This window comes from Candidatus Cloacimonadota bacterium, from assembly GCA_020532355.1.
Classification (GTDB): Bacteria; Cloacimonadota; Cloacimonadia; order Cloacimonadales; family Cloacimonadaceae; genus UBA5456.
Window position 1 is genome coordinate 1 of sequence record JAJBBD010000337.1, and the last position, 16,447, is coordinate 16,447.

11 protein-coding genes are annotated in these 16,447 nt (G+C 38.3%); 1 reads left to right on the plus strand and 10 read right to left on the minus strand.

Annotated elements, in window-relative coordinates; all coding sequences use genetic code 11:
- Positions 1-181: 181 nt before the first annotated feature.
- The 10 genes from LHW48_11540 to LHW48_11585 all read right to left on the minus strand — a co-directional run bounded on the left by LHW48_11540 (position 182) and on the right by LHW48_11585 (position 13,654).
- On the minus strand, positions 182-475 hold the full coding sequence (locus LHW48_11540; protein ID MCB5261079.1) for a DUF3795 domain-containing protein: 294 nt from the start codon (positions 473-475) through the stop codon (positions 182-184).
- A gap of 76 nt (positions 476-551) precedes the next feature.
- Positions 552-1,976, minus strand: coding sequence for a 4-alpha-glucanotransferase (gene malQ, locus LHW48_11545; protein MCB5261080.1), 1,425 nt, complete (start codon positions 1,974-1,976; stop codon positions 552-554).
- The gene (holA, locus tag LHW48_11550; protein MCB5261081.1) at positions 1,973-2,983 is read right to left on the minus strand and encodes a DNA polymerase III subunit delta; all 1,011 of its coding nucleotides are present in this window, start codon (positions 2,981-2,983) and stop codon (positions 1,973-1,975) included. Before holA ends, malQ begins: the two co-directional genes overlap by 4 nt.
- A complete protein-coding gene (locus LHW48_11555; protein MCB5261082.1) occupies positions 2,980-3,792 on the minus strand; it encodes an undecaprenyl-diphosphate phosphatase in 813 nt (270 codons plus the stop codon). The genes holA and LHW48_11555 overlap by 4 nt, the downstream gene beginning before the upstream one ends.
- Positions 3,789-5,144 carry a divergent polysaccharide deacetylase family protein gene (locus LHW48_11560; protein ID MCB5261083.1) on the minus strand — a complete coding sequence of 452 codons (1,356 nt, stop codon included), beginning with the start codon at positions 5,142-5,144 and terminating at the stop codon, positions 3,789-3,791. The genes LHW48_11555 and LHW48_11560 overlap by 4 nt, the downstream gene beginning before the upstream one ends.
- Positions 5,131-5,985 (minus strand): hypothetical protein, encoded by an 855-nt coding sequence (locus LHW48_11565; protein ID MCB5261084.1) that lies wholly within the window; start codon positions 5,983-5,985, stop codon positions 5,131-5,133. Before LHW48_11565 ends, LHW48_11560 begins: the two co-directional genes overlap by 14 nt.
- Positions 5,986-5,994: 9 nt before the next feature.
- On the minus strand, positions 5,995-7,470 hold the full coding sequence (locus LHW48_11570) for a hypothetical protein (GenBank protein ID MCB5261085.1): 1,476 nt from the start codon (positions 7,468-7,470) through the stop codon (positions 5,995-5,997).
- Positions 7,467-10,370, minus strand: a complete 2,904-nt coding sequence (locus LHW48_11575) for a tetratricopeptide repeat protein (protein MCB5261086.1) — start codon at positions 10,368-10,370, stop codon at positions 7,467-7,469. The genes LHW48_11570 and LHW48_11575 overlap by 4 nt, the downstream gene beginning before the upstream one ends.
- Positions 10,371-10,433: 63 nt before the next feature.
- Entirely contained in the window at positions 10,434-11,582 is a 1,149-nt protein-coding gene (locus LHW48_11580; protein ID MCB5261087.1) for an FAD-binding oxidoreductase, read from the minus strand.
- Positions 11,579-13,654, minus strand: a complete 2,076-nt coding sequence (locus LHW48_11585) for an FAD-dependent oxidoreductase (protein MCB5261088.1) — start codon at positions 13,652-13,654, stop codon at positions 11,579-11,581. Before LHW48_11585 ends, LHW48_11580 begins: the two co-directional genes overlap by 4 nt.
- An 830-nt stretch (positions 13,655-14,484) precedes the next feature.
- On the opposite strand from LHW48_11585, the gene LHW48_11590 reads away from it, so the two are divergent.
- The gene (locus tag LHW48_11590; protein MCB5261089.1) at positions 14,485-16,146 is read left to right on the plus strand and encodes an SBBP repeat-containing protein; all 1,662 of its coding nucleotides are present in this window, start codon (positions 14,485-14,487) and stop codon (positions 16,144-16,146) included.
- The last annotated feature ends 301 nt before the right edge of the window (positions 16,147-16,447 follow it).

A 16,447-nucleotide genomic window follows, 5' to 3' on the forward strand; every position in this document is an offset into this window, starting at 1 on the left:
CCCAATTGAGGCATTGGAGTTCAAAGCGCATAAACTAACTATCACTTATTTAATATCTTATGAACGGTTTGGACTTCAAGGCCGTGCATAATTACACGCCTGCTTTTGAAGTCCATGAGGCCTATTAAGTTCAATATCAGCAGGAACTTAATTGGCCTCATGAACTCCAATAGCATTGTTCCTATTTATTCATCAAAGCTGCCAAAGCCTCAAATCTACGGCGGAAGTCTTCTTCGTGTTCAGCTTCGGACGCATTGGGATTTAGGGTCATCTGCCAGTATTCGCAAGGTGCTTTCCCGCATTCTCCACAGTGGTCTATATCTTTTTGTTTTACACAATTATAAACCGGGCATACTTCAAGGTTGTAGAATGCCGCCCAAGGAATTTTACCCTCTGATTCTTTACACCCCTTGCATTCCTTTCCATAAGCCGGACAATATGAAGAACATATTACACCGCAAACATTCACTTTCATTTGAAAAATTCTCCTTACATCTTATATTATATATAACTTTCTCAATACCAGTTAATTATGAACATCGAATCGTGTTTTATGGTATGCTATCCATTCGCCATTGCCAATTTCCTAGCGCAGTTCCTGGAATATTCATCCTGCTTTTGGCACCCAATCCCAGAATATCTTGCATGGGATATATCATTCGAGAGCATGCGGATAAGTTTGCGATATCAATCAGTAAACGAGCTATATTAGAATTAGTTACTTCTCTATCGGGAAAAAAACGTCGGCAAAACTCAATCATATTCTCGCGGGATTCAGATTCCTGGGGAAGATTCTCCCACCAACCGCGGGTAGTGTTATTATCGTGTGTGCCGGTGTAAATTATGCGGTCAGCAGGGTAATTCTGCACATTTGGCACACTTTCTTCAAAACAGAATTGCAGTACTATCATTCCAGGTAATGCTAAAGAATCGCGAATTGCACATACATCGTGGTTTAGAATTCCAAGATCTTCTGCTACAAAGTGCTTAAGATCAAATTCTTGTTTTATTGTAGCAAAAAAAGGCTCGGGTAATGCTTTCTTCCATACGCCATGTATAGCGTTTTCGGGCAGAGTGCGATTGGGACATTGCACTTGCCAATAGTTTACATAACCGATGAAGTGATCCAATCGTAATAGGTCGAAATATTTAAGACTTAGTCGAATTCTTTGCATAAATAAGTCGAATTGATTCTCCTGCAATTTATCCCATAAGTAAATAGGGTTTCCCCAAAGCTGACCACCTTCTGCAAAAGCATCGGGGGGTACTCCGGCGACGCTTTTTCGCAAGCCGTTTTCATCGAGGTCAAAAAGATGTTGATTTGCCCATACTTCGGCACTTTCATAACTTAGATATAGCGGCAAATCTCCAAACAGCAATATTCCCTTTTGCTTGAGGTAGTTCTTAAGATCTTGCATTTGTTTATTAAAAACCATTTGCAAAGCAGCGGCATTTTGGACTTTTATCTCGTTTTTACATGCATTATACAATTCTTCGCTATATATGCGATGCTCAGGTGCCCATTTCTGCCACGACACATTCTTATATATATCTGTTAACCATATATAAGTAAGATATGGCTTTAGGTATATAGCCTCATTATCGATATATTCCAATATATTATGCTTTTCTAGATATCGAGGCATTGCCTTTGCGAAGATTAAATTCTTTTCTGTATATACACTCTGATAATCTACAATACTACTACGAGGTAAAGAGTACAATTCAGATTTACTTAACAAACCCTCCATGTATAGTAATTCTGGGCTTATCAGGTAAGGATTTGAAGCATAAGCAGAGATTGGATTATAGGGGGAATTACCAAATCCAGGATAGTTAAGGGGTAAGATTTGCCAGAATTTATGCCCTTCATTACACAGATAATCTGCAAAACGATACGCAGAATTTCCTAGATCGCCAATACCGTAATCTGTACACAAGCTTGAAATATGTAGTAAGATGCCACTTTGTTTCATCTAGTGTTCAAAACTTGAATAATGCATAGTTCTAGCTGCATATTTTTGTCTATGAGATTACTCTTAAGCAGAGAATCTGTTTCTAACAATATGCCAAAAATACATTCTAAGGCTTTTAAGTTATATTTTTTAGCAAACTCCAGATATTCTTTTCGTTGGCTATAAAAAATCTCCGGAATATGTTTTTGCATTATTTCAGCTTCGGAAATGTGTTTTTCACGAAGAAGTTGAATCTTGTAGAGATTACTGAAGAAGCGAAAAAGGCTAAAGAATATTTGTAAGGGCTCTACATCGGATTGAATCATAAGATTGACGCTTTCTAAAGCATTTTTTGATTGGCGGTTTCCTAAGGCTCTGAAGAAATCTATTTGTGTGCCAGCTCTACTGCTATTTAAGCTTGTTAGCAGATCCGCTTCAGTGATATTTTTTCTTTCGCCAATAAGAAGTAATACCTTGTTTAGTTCGTTGGAAGCATTATAATAATCCAGTTCTATTCTATTGGTAAACTCATTTATCGCTGCAGGCGTCATAGTACGCTGTTGCCGTTTGAGTTCAGTCATCAGCCAATTGCGAATTTCACCGGTAAATTTTGGTGGATCGCAGTTTACTTTCTGGCTAGCAGCTATAATTGTTTTCCATGCGTTATATTTAGCATCTGTTTTTTCGGATACTATTACCAGGCTCTGGATATCGGAAGGAGCGTCAAAATATGAGGCAATAATCTCTAACTCTCTTTTTAAGTATTTTTCTGCATTTTTTATTATGACAAGTTTTGCGCTTGAAAAGATTGTAAATGTATCCAGATACTCACTTAATTCACCGGCTTTTACCTCATCGGCATATACAATACTGGTATCTATTTGTTGTTTTTGTTTTAGCCGTGAGCTAATCTGATTGATTACAGAATCTATTAAATAAGCATCGCTACCTACAAGAAGATAGTTATCGCCCAGTTTTACCTTTGAAGCATCGAAGTTTAGAGCACTATTATCTTTGTTTTCCATCATCCAATAAGCAACAGGCTAATGGCAATAGCTCCCACAAGCCATACATAAAAAGCAAAATACTTTAAAGAACCGGATTGGATTAGCCTTATGAGAAAGGCTATAACCATATATCCGCTGATAAAAGCAGCAATAAATCCTGCTATATATATGTGTAATACTGAGGGATTCAAAGACCTTAATTGATTCATTTCTCCAATATTTGCCGCCATAATGGCGGGGATAGAAAGAAGAAAAGAAAAATGTGCAGCATCCTTGCGTTTTACACCACAAAATAATGAAGTAGATATTGTAGTGCCAGAGCGGCTAATGCCCGGTATTATTGCCAAACCTTGAGCCAAACCTATGAACACAGATTTTATAAAACCGGTGTTTGAAGAGGGGATAGACGAATTTTTTACGAAATCTGAGGCGAATATAATAAGTCCGGTAATTAGCAGCATAAACGCTACAAATATCGGGCTCTGATAGGCGGATTTGAGGAGATCTTTAAACACAAGGTAAAATACTCCGGTTGTGAAAGTTGCGATGATTAAATATGCTATTGTAGCACGGTTTTTGCGGTGAGTTTCTCCGTCTAAGCCAGATTTCCAAGAAAAAAGAGAAACAATAAGATCCCATATTTGTCTAATAAAAAAAACCAACACAGCCAATAAAGTGCCAAGGTGTAGAAATATTTCAAAACTGATATCACTACCTGCTTCTATACCTAAAAAGTGCTGCGCCAAAACCAGATGACCAGAAGAACTAACGGGGATAAACTCTGTAAGTCCTTGAATTATGCCCAAAAATACTGCTTGTAAAAAATTCATAATATCTCCGGTATGTTGCGTTCTCCAATTTCTGATAGGGGAATCAAACTAAACCCTGCTTTTTTTAACCGCTGTATAAAGGTTCTTAGATACTCTAGTTTATCCATACTATGGCAATGAGTTATGGCAATTACATGTTGTTGATGCCCAGACAATTCAATAATTCGATTCAATTTTGCCTCCATAGTAGATTGACTAATATTGGGGCTATCCAAAAAGATGTCATTTCGGAAAGCTTTTATATGTTTCTTTTGAGCAGTTTGATAGGCAACCGATACATTGGTAGTACGGCTATCTAAAAAGAGTTTATCATGCTTTTTTAATGTATTCATAACTGCTTGCATTACATCTACATCGCTTGTAGCCAGGCTGCCCATATGGTTATTAATACCAATACATCGGGGCATATCACTAATGAACTGGCTAAGAATTTTATCTATTCGATCTTCGCTATGCTGCACGAGAATAGCGTTTTTACCTGGATTAACTCTTGGGTATCCAATTGGTTCCATGGGCACGTGAATAATGGTGTTTCTTCCTTGTAATGAAGCTCTTTCCATTGTGCTAACGCTATTAGCCTCATTAGGAAATATTGCAAAGCATATTTCCTTATCTAGGCTAAAGAATCCATCAAGTAAGCTTCCACCTATCGCACCAAAGTCGTCCACTACAATGGTTATGGTTTGAGGATTTACTTTACTTTTATAAACTGACGTGTCGTAATACAGATTTAGCTCGTAGGTTTCGTTCAAGTTCTTATGCTTAAAAGAAATGGTTTGTTTGGTTCTACTATCGGATCCTTTTACAAAAGCTGCTCCGGCAAGTTCCATCTCACCTTTATAAATCATGTTTGCGTAAGTAAGATCCATCTTAGACCTGTCGATTGGAATCTGAAATCTTACCAGGGCATCCTTTTTACTGCGGCGCAAAGAGGATTCCGGCACGCCAAGTTTTAATGATGCATTTCTTACCACTAAGTCAAGCTCAGATTCGCCTTTTTTAGGAGTTTCCATTACTGATTTTTTTGTTGGGCTCTCTTTAACTGGAGCTGGTTGGTTATGTTTGCTTTGCTCTATTGTAGAAGAATCTTGCTTCTTGGTGGATGTTTTGGTAGTAGTAGCTTGATCATTGATCTTCGATTTAACTGGTTTTGTGGTTCGCTCTTTAATTTCTTGCACAACCATTTGTTCTAAAACTTTGGGCGCAGGAATAGGCTCTCGAATTAAACCCCACATAATCAGTACGGTTGCTATTCCTGCTAGTAAATATAAACCTAAACGGGGATTTCTTCTTTTATTTATTTTGGTCTTTCGTTTAGTAGAACGTGAAGCTTTAGCTCTAGCCTTGGGCATGTTGCACCTGCTTAAAACTAATGGGATTGATTCTTTCGCTTAGGGCATTACTAAGTAAAATTATGGGATAAAAGATCAAATTTGAGAGCATAAAGGCCGCAAAGAGCATAAATACATTATAAAATACACTTGCCATTCCAGTAACTGGCAAAAGCTCGATATTTAGCTTTAAGCCTGTAATTCCTTGCAAATAAACTAAAGTAGGGCTTAGAAATAGTACAATTACGATAAGGTACAAACGAACTGCTGCCAGCATAAGAATGGTTGCAATTCCTGTGAATTTTATTGCAGCCCAAGGGTATCGCGCAATCCATGCCAAACAGTAACGCTCACTTCTCTTTATATTGATACTAGCCTTTTGTAATGGTCTAATCCAAATGGTTTTTAGATAATGATACAAAATCAGAATAATGGTAAATGCTCTAAATACAAACCATATAGCTTCTTTAATAGGTAACTCAATGCCATAATAATAGGCTAGAAATTTGCTAAGAACATAAAACACCATAAGGATAATAATAGCAACAAATAAGGCATAATGAAGCCCAATAACCAACTCGAAAAAATATGAAAGCCTTTCCATTTGTAGTTTATGAGGACCTACAAATACACCTGTATAAATCTTGAGTACCATGAAACACACATAGGCAAATAGAACAGTGAAAAACACTAAGGGTAAAAAGTGAATTCTCATGCTTAACAAGGACGTAAAAGACCACACTAGGCCGCTACCAGATAACCAGTAGAATATCGTTCCGGGATACAAAAAAACCTGAATTCCATTGTATTCTGAACACATAGCCTTAAGCAAACAGCGTAAATAGTAGCGAAATGAATTCAAAAATTCCGCCTAAAACCGGTGGGAAATCCCGGCATGCAGTGTTACGCCCATACGAGGCAGGCTATCGAATAACACTATCTTAGAATTAAGCATGTTGGCCACTTGAATAAATACATTACTGTACTTGTCGAATTCGTAGTTCCCCTTTATACTTAAATCAAATACCTCTGACAAGGCTTTTTGATGATGATCTAGCGAAAAATAATGCTGATCCAAAGAAAGCTCTATTGTATATGGAAATGCTTTGTATCTAATTGCAGATTGTGCCTTTACAAGCGGTTCGTATGCTTTACGAATCCAGTTCTGTTGGCTACGGTATGACAGATTAATACTAAGCGATTGGTCATACTCAAATTTACCCTGCCCAAAACCGGCGTCGATGCCGGTAGAATTCAAGAAAACGTTTTCGTAATAAGCTACAGGTATATCCGTATTGAAACTATCTCTAAGAAGCATATCATCATAGCGAAATTGTGTGTGGTTCTGAATAGCAAAACTACGGATAAAAGACTTATTGTTGAGAGGCATAAAATCTTCCAGCCGAATACAGAGATTAATTGGTACCATGCTATGTAATGGTTTTGTATTATAGAATAGCCATCGATATTTTTCCAATCCTTCGGCATAGCTATTGATATTGATAATGGGATCGTTTGTAATACTAAACTGCTGATCGAAATCAGTTATATATCGCCAATTGAATCCCAAAGCAGGCATAAAGCGAAAGCAATCGTACATAAAATTCATGCTAATCTTATCGAAAAATTCAATTTCTGGAGCAGCATATATTTGCCAACTGCTTCGGCCTTCCACTGCATTAATTCTGCTCCCAATATCAATTTTATGAAAACTCAGCTCACTTTGGTGTCTAAAGCCTAAGCTGCTGTGTTCATTGGTTAAACCACGATTATCTTGATCTTTATATAAAGCAACAAATTCGTTGGACATTTTATTTATGTCAAAGTATTTTACGGGTATATGATCTTTATATACAAAAAATGATGCAGAACTAAAATCGCTTTCGATCCCACTTCCATCAGCATTATAATGCTTTATGTATAGAGCAAGATCTTCACCTGAATCTAATCTATAAGCTCCATATGCAAGAAAGTGATTGGAGAGAAGGTTCCCTTTGGGGGCTCGTAAAGACAATCCTAAACCTGCAAATGATAGATTCTTATTATTGGGCATAAACTTGTATTCGGAATCCAATCCCATACGACTATTGGCTGCGGCATATACATAATGTTGAAAAGGGTGTTTCACTTCCAACTCGGGATAAGGAATAGATGACGGGAGAGACTGGGGTACAAATGCTCGTAAACTATCTTGTGAAGAGCTTTCTTGGCTGTATGGCAAAGCTTTTTTATAAAGGAATATCTTTACTTGGCTCTCTCCGCTAACTTCTAGATCTGGCAAAACCTGGATCTGCGCCCAAAGCTTAGAAAACAATACTACTATCAGGATTATGATAAGCTTTTTCACTCTACCACCTCCTGCAAAAGTTCATCAAGTTCTGATAGGTGTTTTTCGGATAGCATTGGAGTATAATCCCAAAGCAATAGTTTCGCTTCTTCTTGGGCACCGGATTTGAGATAAGATAGCACCTCATAATAAGCAGCAAGATTTTGAATATCTTTGAAATCTGAAAACAGAAGTAGTATCTTCTGCAACTCATCTATGGCATCCAAGTATTGATCTTCGTTATGTAGAATTATCGCCTTTTGCAAAAAAGCTAAAGCATGATCGTGGGAATTTAGGCTTTCATTAATTATTGAATCTGCCAGTTCATTTGCATCGTTATAAGCTTGAGTGTATACTAGATAGTCCAAGAGTATCAGCCTGGCTGCAGGAATTTGCAATACAAAGCTTTCCCCTTCTGCCCAAATCTCTTCAAATTCCATGTAATTTGCAGCTACGGAAGCATTAAGAGCTTTATACCACAGTTCCGGACTGGGTTGAGCTTTGAACGCATCGCGGAATTTCATTATGGCATCGTCGTAGTTTTGCAGCAAAACATCCACGTCTGCCCATGCAACTAAAGCTTGAAGATCCAGTGTATCTGAATATAGCGTGCTTAAGAGCGAATCTGCCCGGTTATATTCGTTTAGGTGGATTAAGCTTTCAGCCATGAGAAGTTCTACATCATTACGTTTATACTCAGGAAAATCCTGCCGTAAGCCTTCAGCTTGTTCTAGAACACTGTCCCACTCATCCAATTCTACATATTGCTTGGTAAGCAAATAGCTTAGCTCAAAACGAATAAATTGGCTTTCGAAAGTATCGATCATAGCAGATACTTCATCGATGATACCAATTCTTTCTACTCTGCCTAAAGAAAGATCCAGTCCAGTAAATACTTCTCGCAGAAGAGCCTGATCTGTAGGGCCAAAACTTTTGGTATTACGAAATCTATTCAATATATTCAGATAATCTTGAATGGCTTGGTTAAAGTTACCCATATTGAAATAGCTGTTCGCTACATCGGCCAAGACTGGCAAAAAGTACTGCGAATTCGGATAGGTTTTCAAAAATTGGTCGAAGAGATCTAATGCCAAATGATAATCACCTGCCGAATAAGCAGATTTAGCACCCAAGTATAAGTAGGTATCTGCACTCTCCTCACCTTCATATAACTCCATATAAAGCGTTGTAGCTTCACTAAAGCGCTTTTGTTGATACAAACAAAGAGCTCTATAGCTTTTTGCTTCGCTAATTTTTAACGAGTCATCCGTGCCATTTTCAGCTTTCTGGAAACTCTGCAAAGCTGCATCATATTCTTTGCGAATAAAGTGGATATGCCCCTCTAAAATCAATGAATCGTAACTAGGCGCCAATCTTGCCAGCCAGGGTTCAACGTCATTGTAACGTCCCAGATAATAATAAGTTTGAGCAATGCGTAAAATTGCCTCTGAGTTTTCTGGCTCAGCTTTAACAATTTCCAAAAAAGCATCTAATGCCTGATGGTAATTCGCCATGAAGTAATCTATCTCTGCAAGATAAAACTCCGCAGAAGGAACATGAGTAGATGCCGGATATATATCTATTAGTTGGCGAAATGCCGCTGAAGCCAGGGGATAATCTTTCTTTTCGTGATACAAATATCCCAGATAATATAGGGCAGTATCTCTATCTTTCCCAGTGGGATAGAGATTAAGATAGCGATTGAAAGCATTTAGAGACATACTGGAATCGCGCGCTTTTAACCAAGACATTGCCACCATCAAATCGATATCTGCCATAATTAAACGATTATCGGTTTCAGCCCTCGCAGAAGCAAAATACTTCAGTGCCTCAGAATAATCCTTTTTCTGATATGCAAAAAAGCCCATTGTGAATAACTGCTCTGCTTTGAGAAGACTATTCGACTTATTATTAATAAATTCAGCAAGCTGAAGGGTCGCCGATGTGGGCTCAGATTTGAATAGGAGCTTAAGCCGCTCAAGATAGCTAAGCACTTTGATCTCAGCTCTGGCAGATGCTACCAACTCGGTTAATATAGAATCTGCTTCACTTATCTGCTTATTCTGTATCGATATAATTGCTTTATAATAAAGAAAATCTTCATGTTCATTATTGCTAGAAACCAAAATGTTTTGAGCCTTGATGAAGTTCTGTACCGAAATTTCCTTGCGTATGCGTAAAAGCTCTATGTTTGGTTCATTCCATAACTCAGGAATACCCGCCAAATGTTCATCAAAATCCATAAAACGGTTATTATCCAATAGATACTTGGCCCAAATAGTATGACTAGCAGAATATACGTGGCTTTGGGGATTTACTCCCTCTAATAATTGTTCTGCCTCAGTTTCTTTGCCAAGCTTAACCAGAACTTCAAAATATTCATATTCTATATCTGGATCAGGGTTTAGCTTTAAAGCATTTTGATAGGCTTGCATGGCACTATAGTACTGACCTAATTCTTTGTATAGTTTACCCTTGTAAAGATTTGCTTGGGCCAAGAGAAAACTATCTTTTGTTTCCGATTCTAAAACTTGGAGCTGATTCATCGCATCTGTAAAGCTTTGCATCCCTATCAAGTTAAGAGCCCTATAAAGATACACATTGTGTCTTAAGTGCAAATCTATATCTTCTTTTAGAAGGTCATCATAAATCCTTAAAGCTGCTATGAAATCTTCTTCTTCATATTGAAGATTAGCACTAATAAAGCGCAAATGGTTTCTATAGATACTTTGAGGGTATCTTGCCTGAAAGGAATTGATTTCATTGATTAGCCTGCCACTTTCACCTCGATCGTATAATTCTATTATGTATTGATATGCATATCGTTCTATATTGTTGGGTGATGAGGTCTGCGCAATTAATTTGTGGGTAAATGAAAAACCCAGAATTAAGAATAGCACAAGCGCTTTATATTTTGGCATGAAATTTCTCCATTTATGTTGTTTGTGTCAGTTGATCAAATTGTAATCATCCTGTCAATGGCTTTATTTGAATGCCTCCTCTGCACTGAAATCTCGCTGAGGATCAAAGCTCTTCAATACCTGCATATCATCTTCATTTATACTATCTAAGCACATTCTGCCTATCAGTTCACCCATGCCAGGGCCAAGCATGAATCCCTGTCCACACATTCCAACTGCATGTATCAAGTTTTGTGCATTAACACTTCTACCCACAATAGGAAAGCCATCTGGAGTCATAGGGTACTGACCACGCCATGTACGTCTTACTTTAAGATTTCTTAACCGAGGATAGATTTCAAGCATTCGCTTACTACACATGGGCAAGAACTCTGAAGTTGAGCGATTATCTATCCCTAAAATTGGTGGATCTGGAGTAATACAGAACACAACTTGACCTTCATTATTCTGATAGAAATAGAAATTTGCACTGCCGGGAGCTTTACGCATATCTATCACCATGGGTTCAAAGAATCGTGCCACCGGTTCGGTGATACCTGCTTCGTGATTATCAGGAAATACTTTAATATCTTCGTGTACCATGGCTCCTATCTCGCGAGCATAATTGCCTGCTGCATTAATTACTGTCCCAACTTTGTATTTCTCTTTATTGGTTATCACTTCACAAACACTATTGCCTTTAAGCCTTAACTCTGTAACCCTTTCTTGAAAATGAAAATCTACTTTTGCATTGAGGGCATGGAAATAATAAGCATTTGTTACCAGCAGAGGAGAGCAGCTACCATCTTCAGGTGAATATGTGCTGCCCAACAATCCCTCTCTTGAAATACCGGGCACTAATTCTGCGTAATCTTGAGCATTTAGCCATTCAATATTCAATCCGTATGAATGCTGAATTTTCATCAGATCCTGAAGAGCATTGGCATCTTCTGCTCTATAGGCAGGGTAAGAATAACCATTACTAAGCCAACCGATATCTTCACCCCGTTCTGTTTTCCAGTTTTTTAATATTTCAATCGAGCGCTGACATACTGATATCTTGCCATAATCTGAATGAGTAGCTCTGATGCCCCCAATAGCTTTCTTATTATTTTGTTGACCGGGACCGTGTTCGCCTTCTATTATTAATACTTTCAAACCATTTTCCGCAAGATTCAATGCAGTTGGTTGTCCAATGGAACCGGCTCCAATTACAATGCAATCGTAAATCATTTTTTACCTCCGGAAGGAAAAGTTCCCAATGGCACTTCTACAAAGATAGGACGTTTTGTATTGGGGACTATCTCGGATATGGCAATTCCTTCTTCTCTTAGTAGAGATTTGATTAATACTTCACAGGTTTTTGCTCCACATGGTCCCATGCCCGCTCTGGTAATTGCTTTAATCTGATTTAGATCGGTAATTCCCTTTCTGATAAGCGCTCTAACATCTGCAACTGTAACGCGCTCACAAAGGCAAATCATAGCGTCATTTGCCATTCTATCTGGAATTATCGCTTGGGGCAACGCTTCACTTACGGCAGAATCCTGAACCCTAAATCCGGCAATCTTGCGGGCAATATTAGCCGGAACTTGGAAACGAACAAGGCAAGTGTGTTGTTGTTTAAATTCATTTATCGATACAATTTCAAAATATCCCAATTCATTTGCGTCTATATCGGTGAGCATCCTCTTGTCTCCTACCTCAATAGATTTATTCATTATCTCATAAGGAATTGTCACAATAGGGTATTGAGGGTCTTTGCGGTAATCGACTAAGGTAATGGCTAAACCCGGACATATCAACAGACATTTTCCGCAACCAATGCAAGATCCCGTGTAGCGGGGTACAGCCAAAAGACTTCCATCTTCTGTTTGAATAGAATTGGTGGGGCACACGGTAGTACAAGGATTGCAGGGAATTTCCTGTAAACAATGGATGATTGGCATTACTCCACTATCTTGTGTTATTTGCTGATAATCTTTAATTTGACCTGGATGAGCCTTGAGCACTTCAGCCTTAGTATACCAGCTTTGAGGAATATCTTCAATCGAATCTCCCTTAATTGCTTTAGCTATTCTCAAACCTGCAATTCTACCATTAAACATTGCTGAGCTCGCTTCTGCTATTTCCAGAGCATCTCCAGCAGAATCTACAGGAATACCCGCCTGTTTAGCTTCTATCGTGAATTCCGAAAGAGAATCTAAGCCAACAGCAATTAGTATTGTATCGCAAGCAAAGGTCTTCTCGCTACCTTCAATTGCCTTAAAATGCGAATCAACTTGGGTAATAGTTATGCTTTCCACTGTCTCTTCGCCATTTGCACACAAGATTGAATGTGAAGTGAAAATCGGCACACCAAATCTTCGCAGTTTGTCAGCATGAACCTTATAACCTCCACACATAGGCAAAGCCTCAGCTAAGCCTACTACCTCTATACCTGCTTGCAAGGCATGATACCCTGCTATAAGCCCTACATTTCCTCCCCCTACAATAAATAATCTCTGAGTTGGGCGCACAAGATCTCTGTTCACCAAGGTCTGAAAAGCTCCCGCTCCATAGATGCGCGCTAGCTTATTTCCGGGAAATCGTAAAAATTTCTCACGTGCACCGGCAGCATTAAGAATTCTCTGGGGATTGACCAATTTGTATGTCCCATCCTTAATTATACCTACTTTTTTATCACTAAATACAAACAAGGCGGTGCTGTTTACCCATGTTTTTACGCTTGGCAAGCTGCTAACCCTTTCTGCTAGAATCTGCCCAATATTATGCCCTCTGGTACCCGCTCTGCTATCCTCTTCTGAACCAAAAAACTTATGTGTTTGCAGAACAAGTTTTCCTCCTAGGGCATTTTTATCGTCTATCAGTAAAGTATCAATATTGTGTTTGCCAAGTTCAGTTGCCGCTGAAAGACCTGCCGGACCACCACCAATTATTAGAACTTCACAAGATATTTCTTCGATTGGCTTAAACTCTATCGGTTCTACTTCTTCAGTTAATTGTGGTAAGCCTTCGGCACTTTGAACAACCATGTTCTCAGATACTGGCGTCATGCAGGATTTCACGGCTACACCGTTGGCGATAACCATACATTTTGCGCATTGCCCGTTGGCACAAAATATCCCTTGCGCACTACCATCTTTGTGATGGTGACCAAACACATTAATGCCATTTGCTATTAATGCAGAAGATATCATCTCCCCTTTTCGGGCCTTTAGTTTCTCTTTGTTAAAATAGAAGCTTACCAGGTCCAGGCTAGGCACATCCAATATTGGATGCTCCTCAATACGGAATTGCCTCATGTATCGAACTCCTTGTTTGAGAAAATGTTAGAATTTAGTAATCCACTAAATGCCATTTATGGATATAAACTTAAAAAATGCCTGCTACTGTCAAGAAAAAGAGTATCTCAATTCTTGTTTTTTATATAAATTTCGTATGGAGTTATCGTTGAGTAATCTGGGCACAGGGTAAGCTCCCATACTACAAAAGTGGAGTGGGAGGCTTAGTTACGATTAGAAAAAACCCCCTAAACCAAGATCTCGTGCATAAATACCTGCTATATATGGATGCGCAACTAGCTCATAGAGTTAGTTGTTCCTTGGTTAAACTAATCTATAAGCTTACCATTGATCATTACTGAATAATTATGTAAATGCCTTAATGAACATAGTTCCCAAATTTTGTTATCGATCAATTGACTTTATAGGTCTGTATATTCTTACACTCAATCCTATGTCGGATATCCAAAACTGATTATTGCTTTATTACCATACGAAAAAAAATGCTAGAGTAATGTTGCAATTTTTCCACATCACAATTGAGAAATTTGATAAGAATCGTTAAACGTCAATAAGGCACTTTGTGGTCAGATCAACTCAGTATTCTTCTTCTCATTATCGATGTAATCATAAATAGAGCTGGTTATTATTGCTTGGCATAGCTATAACGCATAGTATAGCGCTATTTAGAGAAATGTCATTAATAGAAATGCGTCACATAACAAAATTTTTGTGTATTTATTGACAATATTATATTGACCTCCATTATGAGGTAATGAGAAGGTTTTTCCCTTGACATCTATTCGCACGTAATCATATTTTGCATATAATCAATTCGGCATGGAGGAAAAATGAAAGATTTGTTTAGACGCATTGTTTTTTTGATTCTTTTTTTGGAGATAGTCTGTATGATATTTGCTCAAACCAGTCCCGATTGGCTTTGGGTAAGTTCCGCTTCTGGTTCAGGTGGTCAAATTGCACGTTGCCTAAGTGTTGATTCAGATGGTAATCAATACGTTACAGGCAGTTTTGAATCAATTACAGTATTTTCAGAACAAACTGTTACAAGTGCTGGTAATACAGATATCTACGTAGGAAAATTAGATTCTAATGGCAATTGGATTTGGGCGCAGAGAGCAGGCGGCAGTGAATCTGATGAGCCTTGGGGTATTGCATTAGATGCATCAAGTAATATCTACATCACAGGAACCTTTTCCAATACAGCAAATTTTGGTGAAATTGAAATAGGTTCTGAAGGCAATAAAGATATATTTGTTGCAAAACTTGATAATTCAGGAAATTGGTTATGGGCATCCGGAGCGGGAAGCACTGGAGAGGATTACGGTTATTCGTTAACTGCTTTGTCTGATGGAACTTGTTACGTTACTGGATATATTTATGATACGGCAACATTCGGTGAACACCAGATTAGTCCTTTTGGATACACTGACATATTCCTTGCTCAGATAGGCAGCGATGGGATTTGGCAATGGGTGCAAAGAGCCGGCGGAACCAATCTTGATAAAGGAAAAGCCGTTGCAACAGATCACAATGGAAATGTATATTTGAGTGGCACATTCCGCAATATGGGTACTTTTGGGGAACTGAGCTTATCCAGTAATGGGCAAAACGATGTGTTTGTTGCCAAACTTGATGCTTTAGGAAATTGGCTTTGGGCACTTAACTGCGGTGGAAGTTCTTATGATGACGATGTATTTGATATTGATGTAAATAGCAGCGGTGTTTGTTGCATAACAGGTGAATTCTACTCCACGGGAGTATTTGGGGATATCGAGATAACTAGTTCTAATAATCGAGATGCATTTATTGCTGCTTTAGATTCTTTGGGCAATTGGCTTTGGGCAACTCGAGCTGGAGGCTTTGGTACAGATTCAGGCAATAGTGTAGTTATAGACAATAACAGTGCTGTCTATGTTTCGGGAAATTTCCAAAATACTATAGATTTAGGCAGCTTAGAGTTATCATCTAGTGGTATATGGGACATCTTCATCGCAGGTATAGACTCTTCCGGAGAATGGATATGGGCAGATAGCGCCGGAAGTGGCGCTAATGATTTTGCCGGAGGAATCGCATTAGGCGAAGAAAATAGAATATACGTTCATGGTACTTTTTCCGGAACGTCAAGTTTTGGAGAATTTGAACTGCCTACAAGTGGTGGATTTGACATCTTTGTGGCCAAACTATCTTTAGCTGGAATCTCAGTAGAAGATGAACTTATACCAGAGTTTGTAAGCAGTGCTTATTTGCATAATGCTATACCCAATCCAGTTATCAAAGGATCAATAGTTAAAGTAAAAACACACTTAGCAGTAAATGAATCTGCAACCTTGGAACTGTTTAATGTGCGAGGACAACTCTTGGCTACATATCCTGTTTTTTATGGAATCCAAACCCATGATTTCAATAGCAATAATCTTAGCTCTGGGATTTATCTTTACAGGCTAAAAACGGCAAACACCAGCATAGTAAAGAAGTTAACTGTAATTCGATAGCATCTAGGTTGCTGGAAAATATCCTAATAACTAGTGCGGTAGATTATCTTGTTTTATGCAAATCGCCAGACCATTGACTATTGCATAAAGCTATTTTTAGGCATACTTCAAGCAGAGATACTCCTGTGTGGATACCAGAATCTCTACTCTATGCATGCCTAAGTATAAGTTAAAACATAATGAGAAAAGCACAAGCCCATTAGAATTTTTCCTACAAGAATAATCTATTTGGCAATTCGGCGAAAGTTTAGATGTATTTATATTGTATTGAGAAGTTTGACTTTTAAAATGGGAGAGTTTA

Excerpts from the sequence above, each read along its gene's own strand:
- LHW48_11540 (MCB5261079.1), bottom strand. The coding sequence starts at position 475 with ATGAAAGTGAATGTTTGCGGTGTAATATGTTCTTCATATTGTCCGGCT.
- malQ (MCB5261080.1), bottom strand. The coding sequence starts at position 1,976 with ATGAAACAAAGTGGCATCTTACTACATATTTCAAGCTTGTGTACAGAT.
- holA (MCB5261081.1), bottom strand. The coding sequence starts at position 2,983 with ATGATGGAAAACAAAGATAATAGTGCTCTAAACTTCGATGCTTCAAAG.
- LHW48_11555 (MCB5261082.1), bottom strand. The coding sequence starts at position 3,792 with ATGAATTTTTTACAAGCAGTATTTTTGGGCATAATTCAAGGACTTACA.
- LHW48_11560 (MCB5261083.1), bottom strand. The coding sequence starts at position 5,144 with ATGCCCAAGGCTAGAGCTAAAGCTTCACGTTCTACTAAACGAAAGACC.
- LHW48_11575 (MCB5261086.1), bottom strand. The coding sequence starts at position 10,370 with ATGCCAAAATATAAAGCGCTTGTGCTATTCTTAATTCTGGGTTTTTCA.
- LHW48_11580 (MCB5261087.1), bottom strand. The coding sequence starts at position 11,582 with ATGATTTACGATTGCATTGTAATTGGAGCCGGTTCCATTGGACAACCA.
- LHW48_11585 (MCB5261088.1), bottom strand. The coding sequence starts at position 13,654 with ATGAGGCAATTCCGTATTGAGGAGCATCCAATATTGGATGTGCCTAGC.
- LHW48_11590 (MCB5261089.1), top strand. The coding sequence starts at position 14,485 with ATGAAAGATTTGTTTAGACGCATTGTTTTTTTGATTCTTTTTTTGGAG.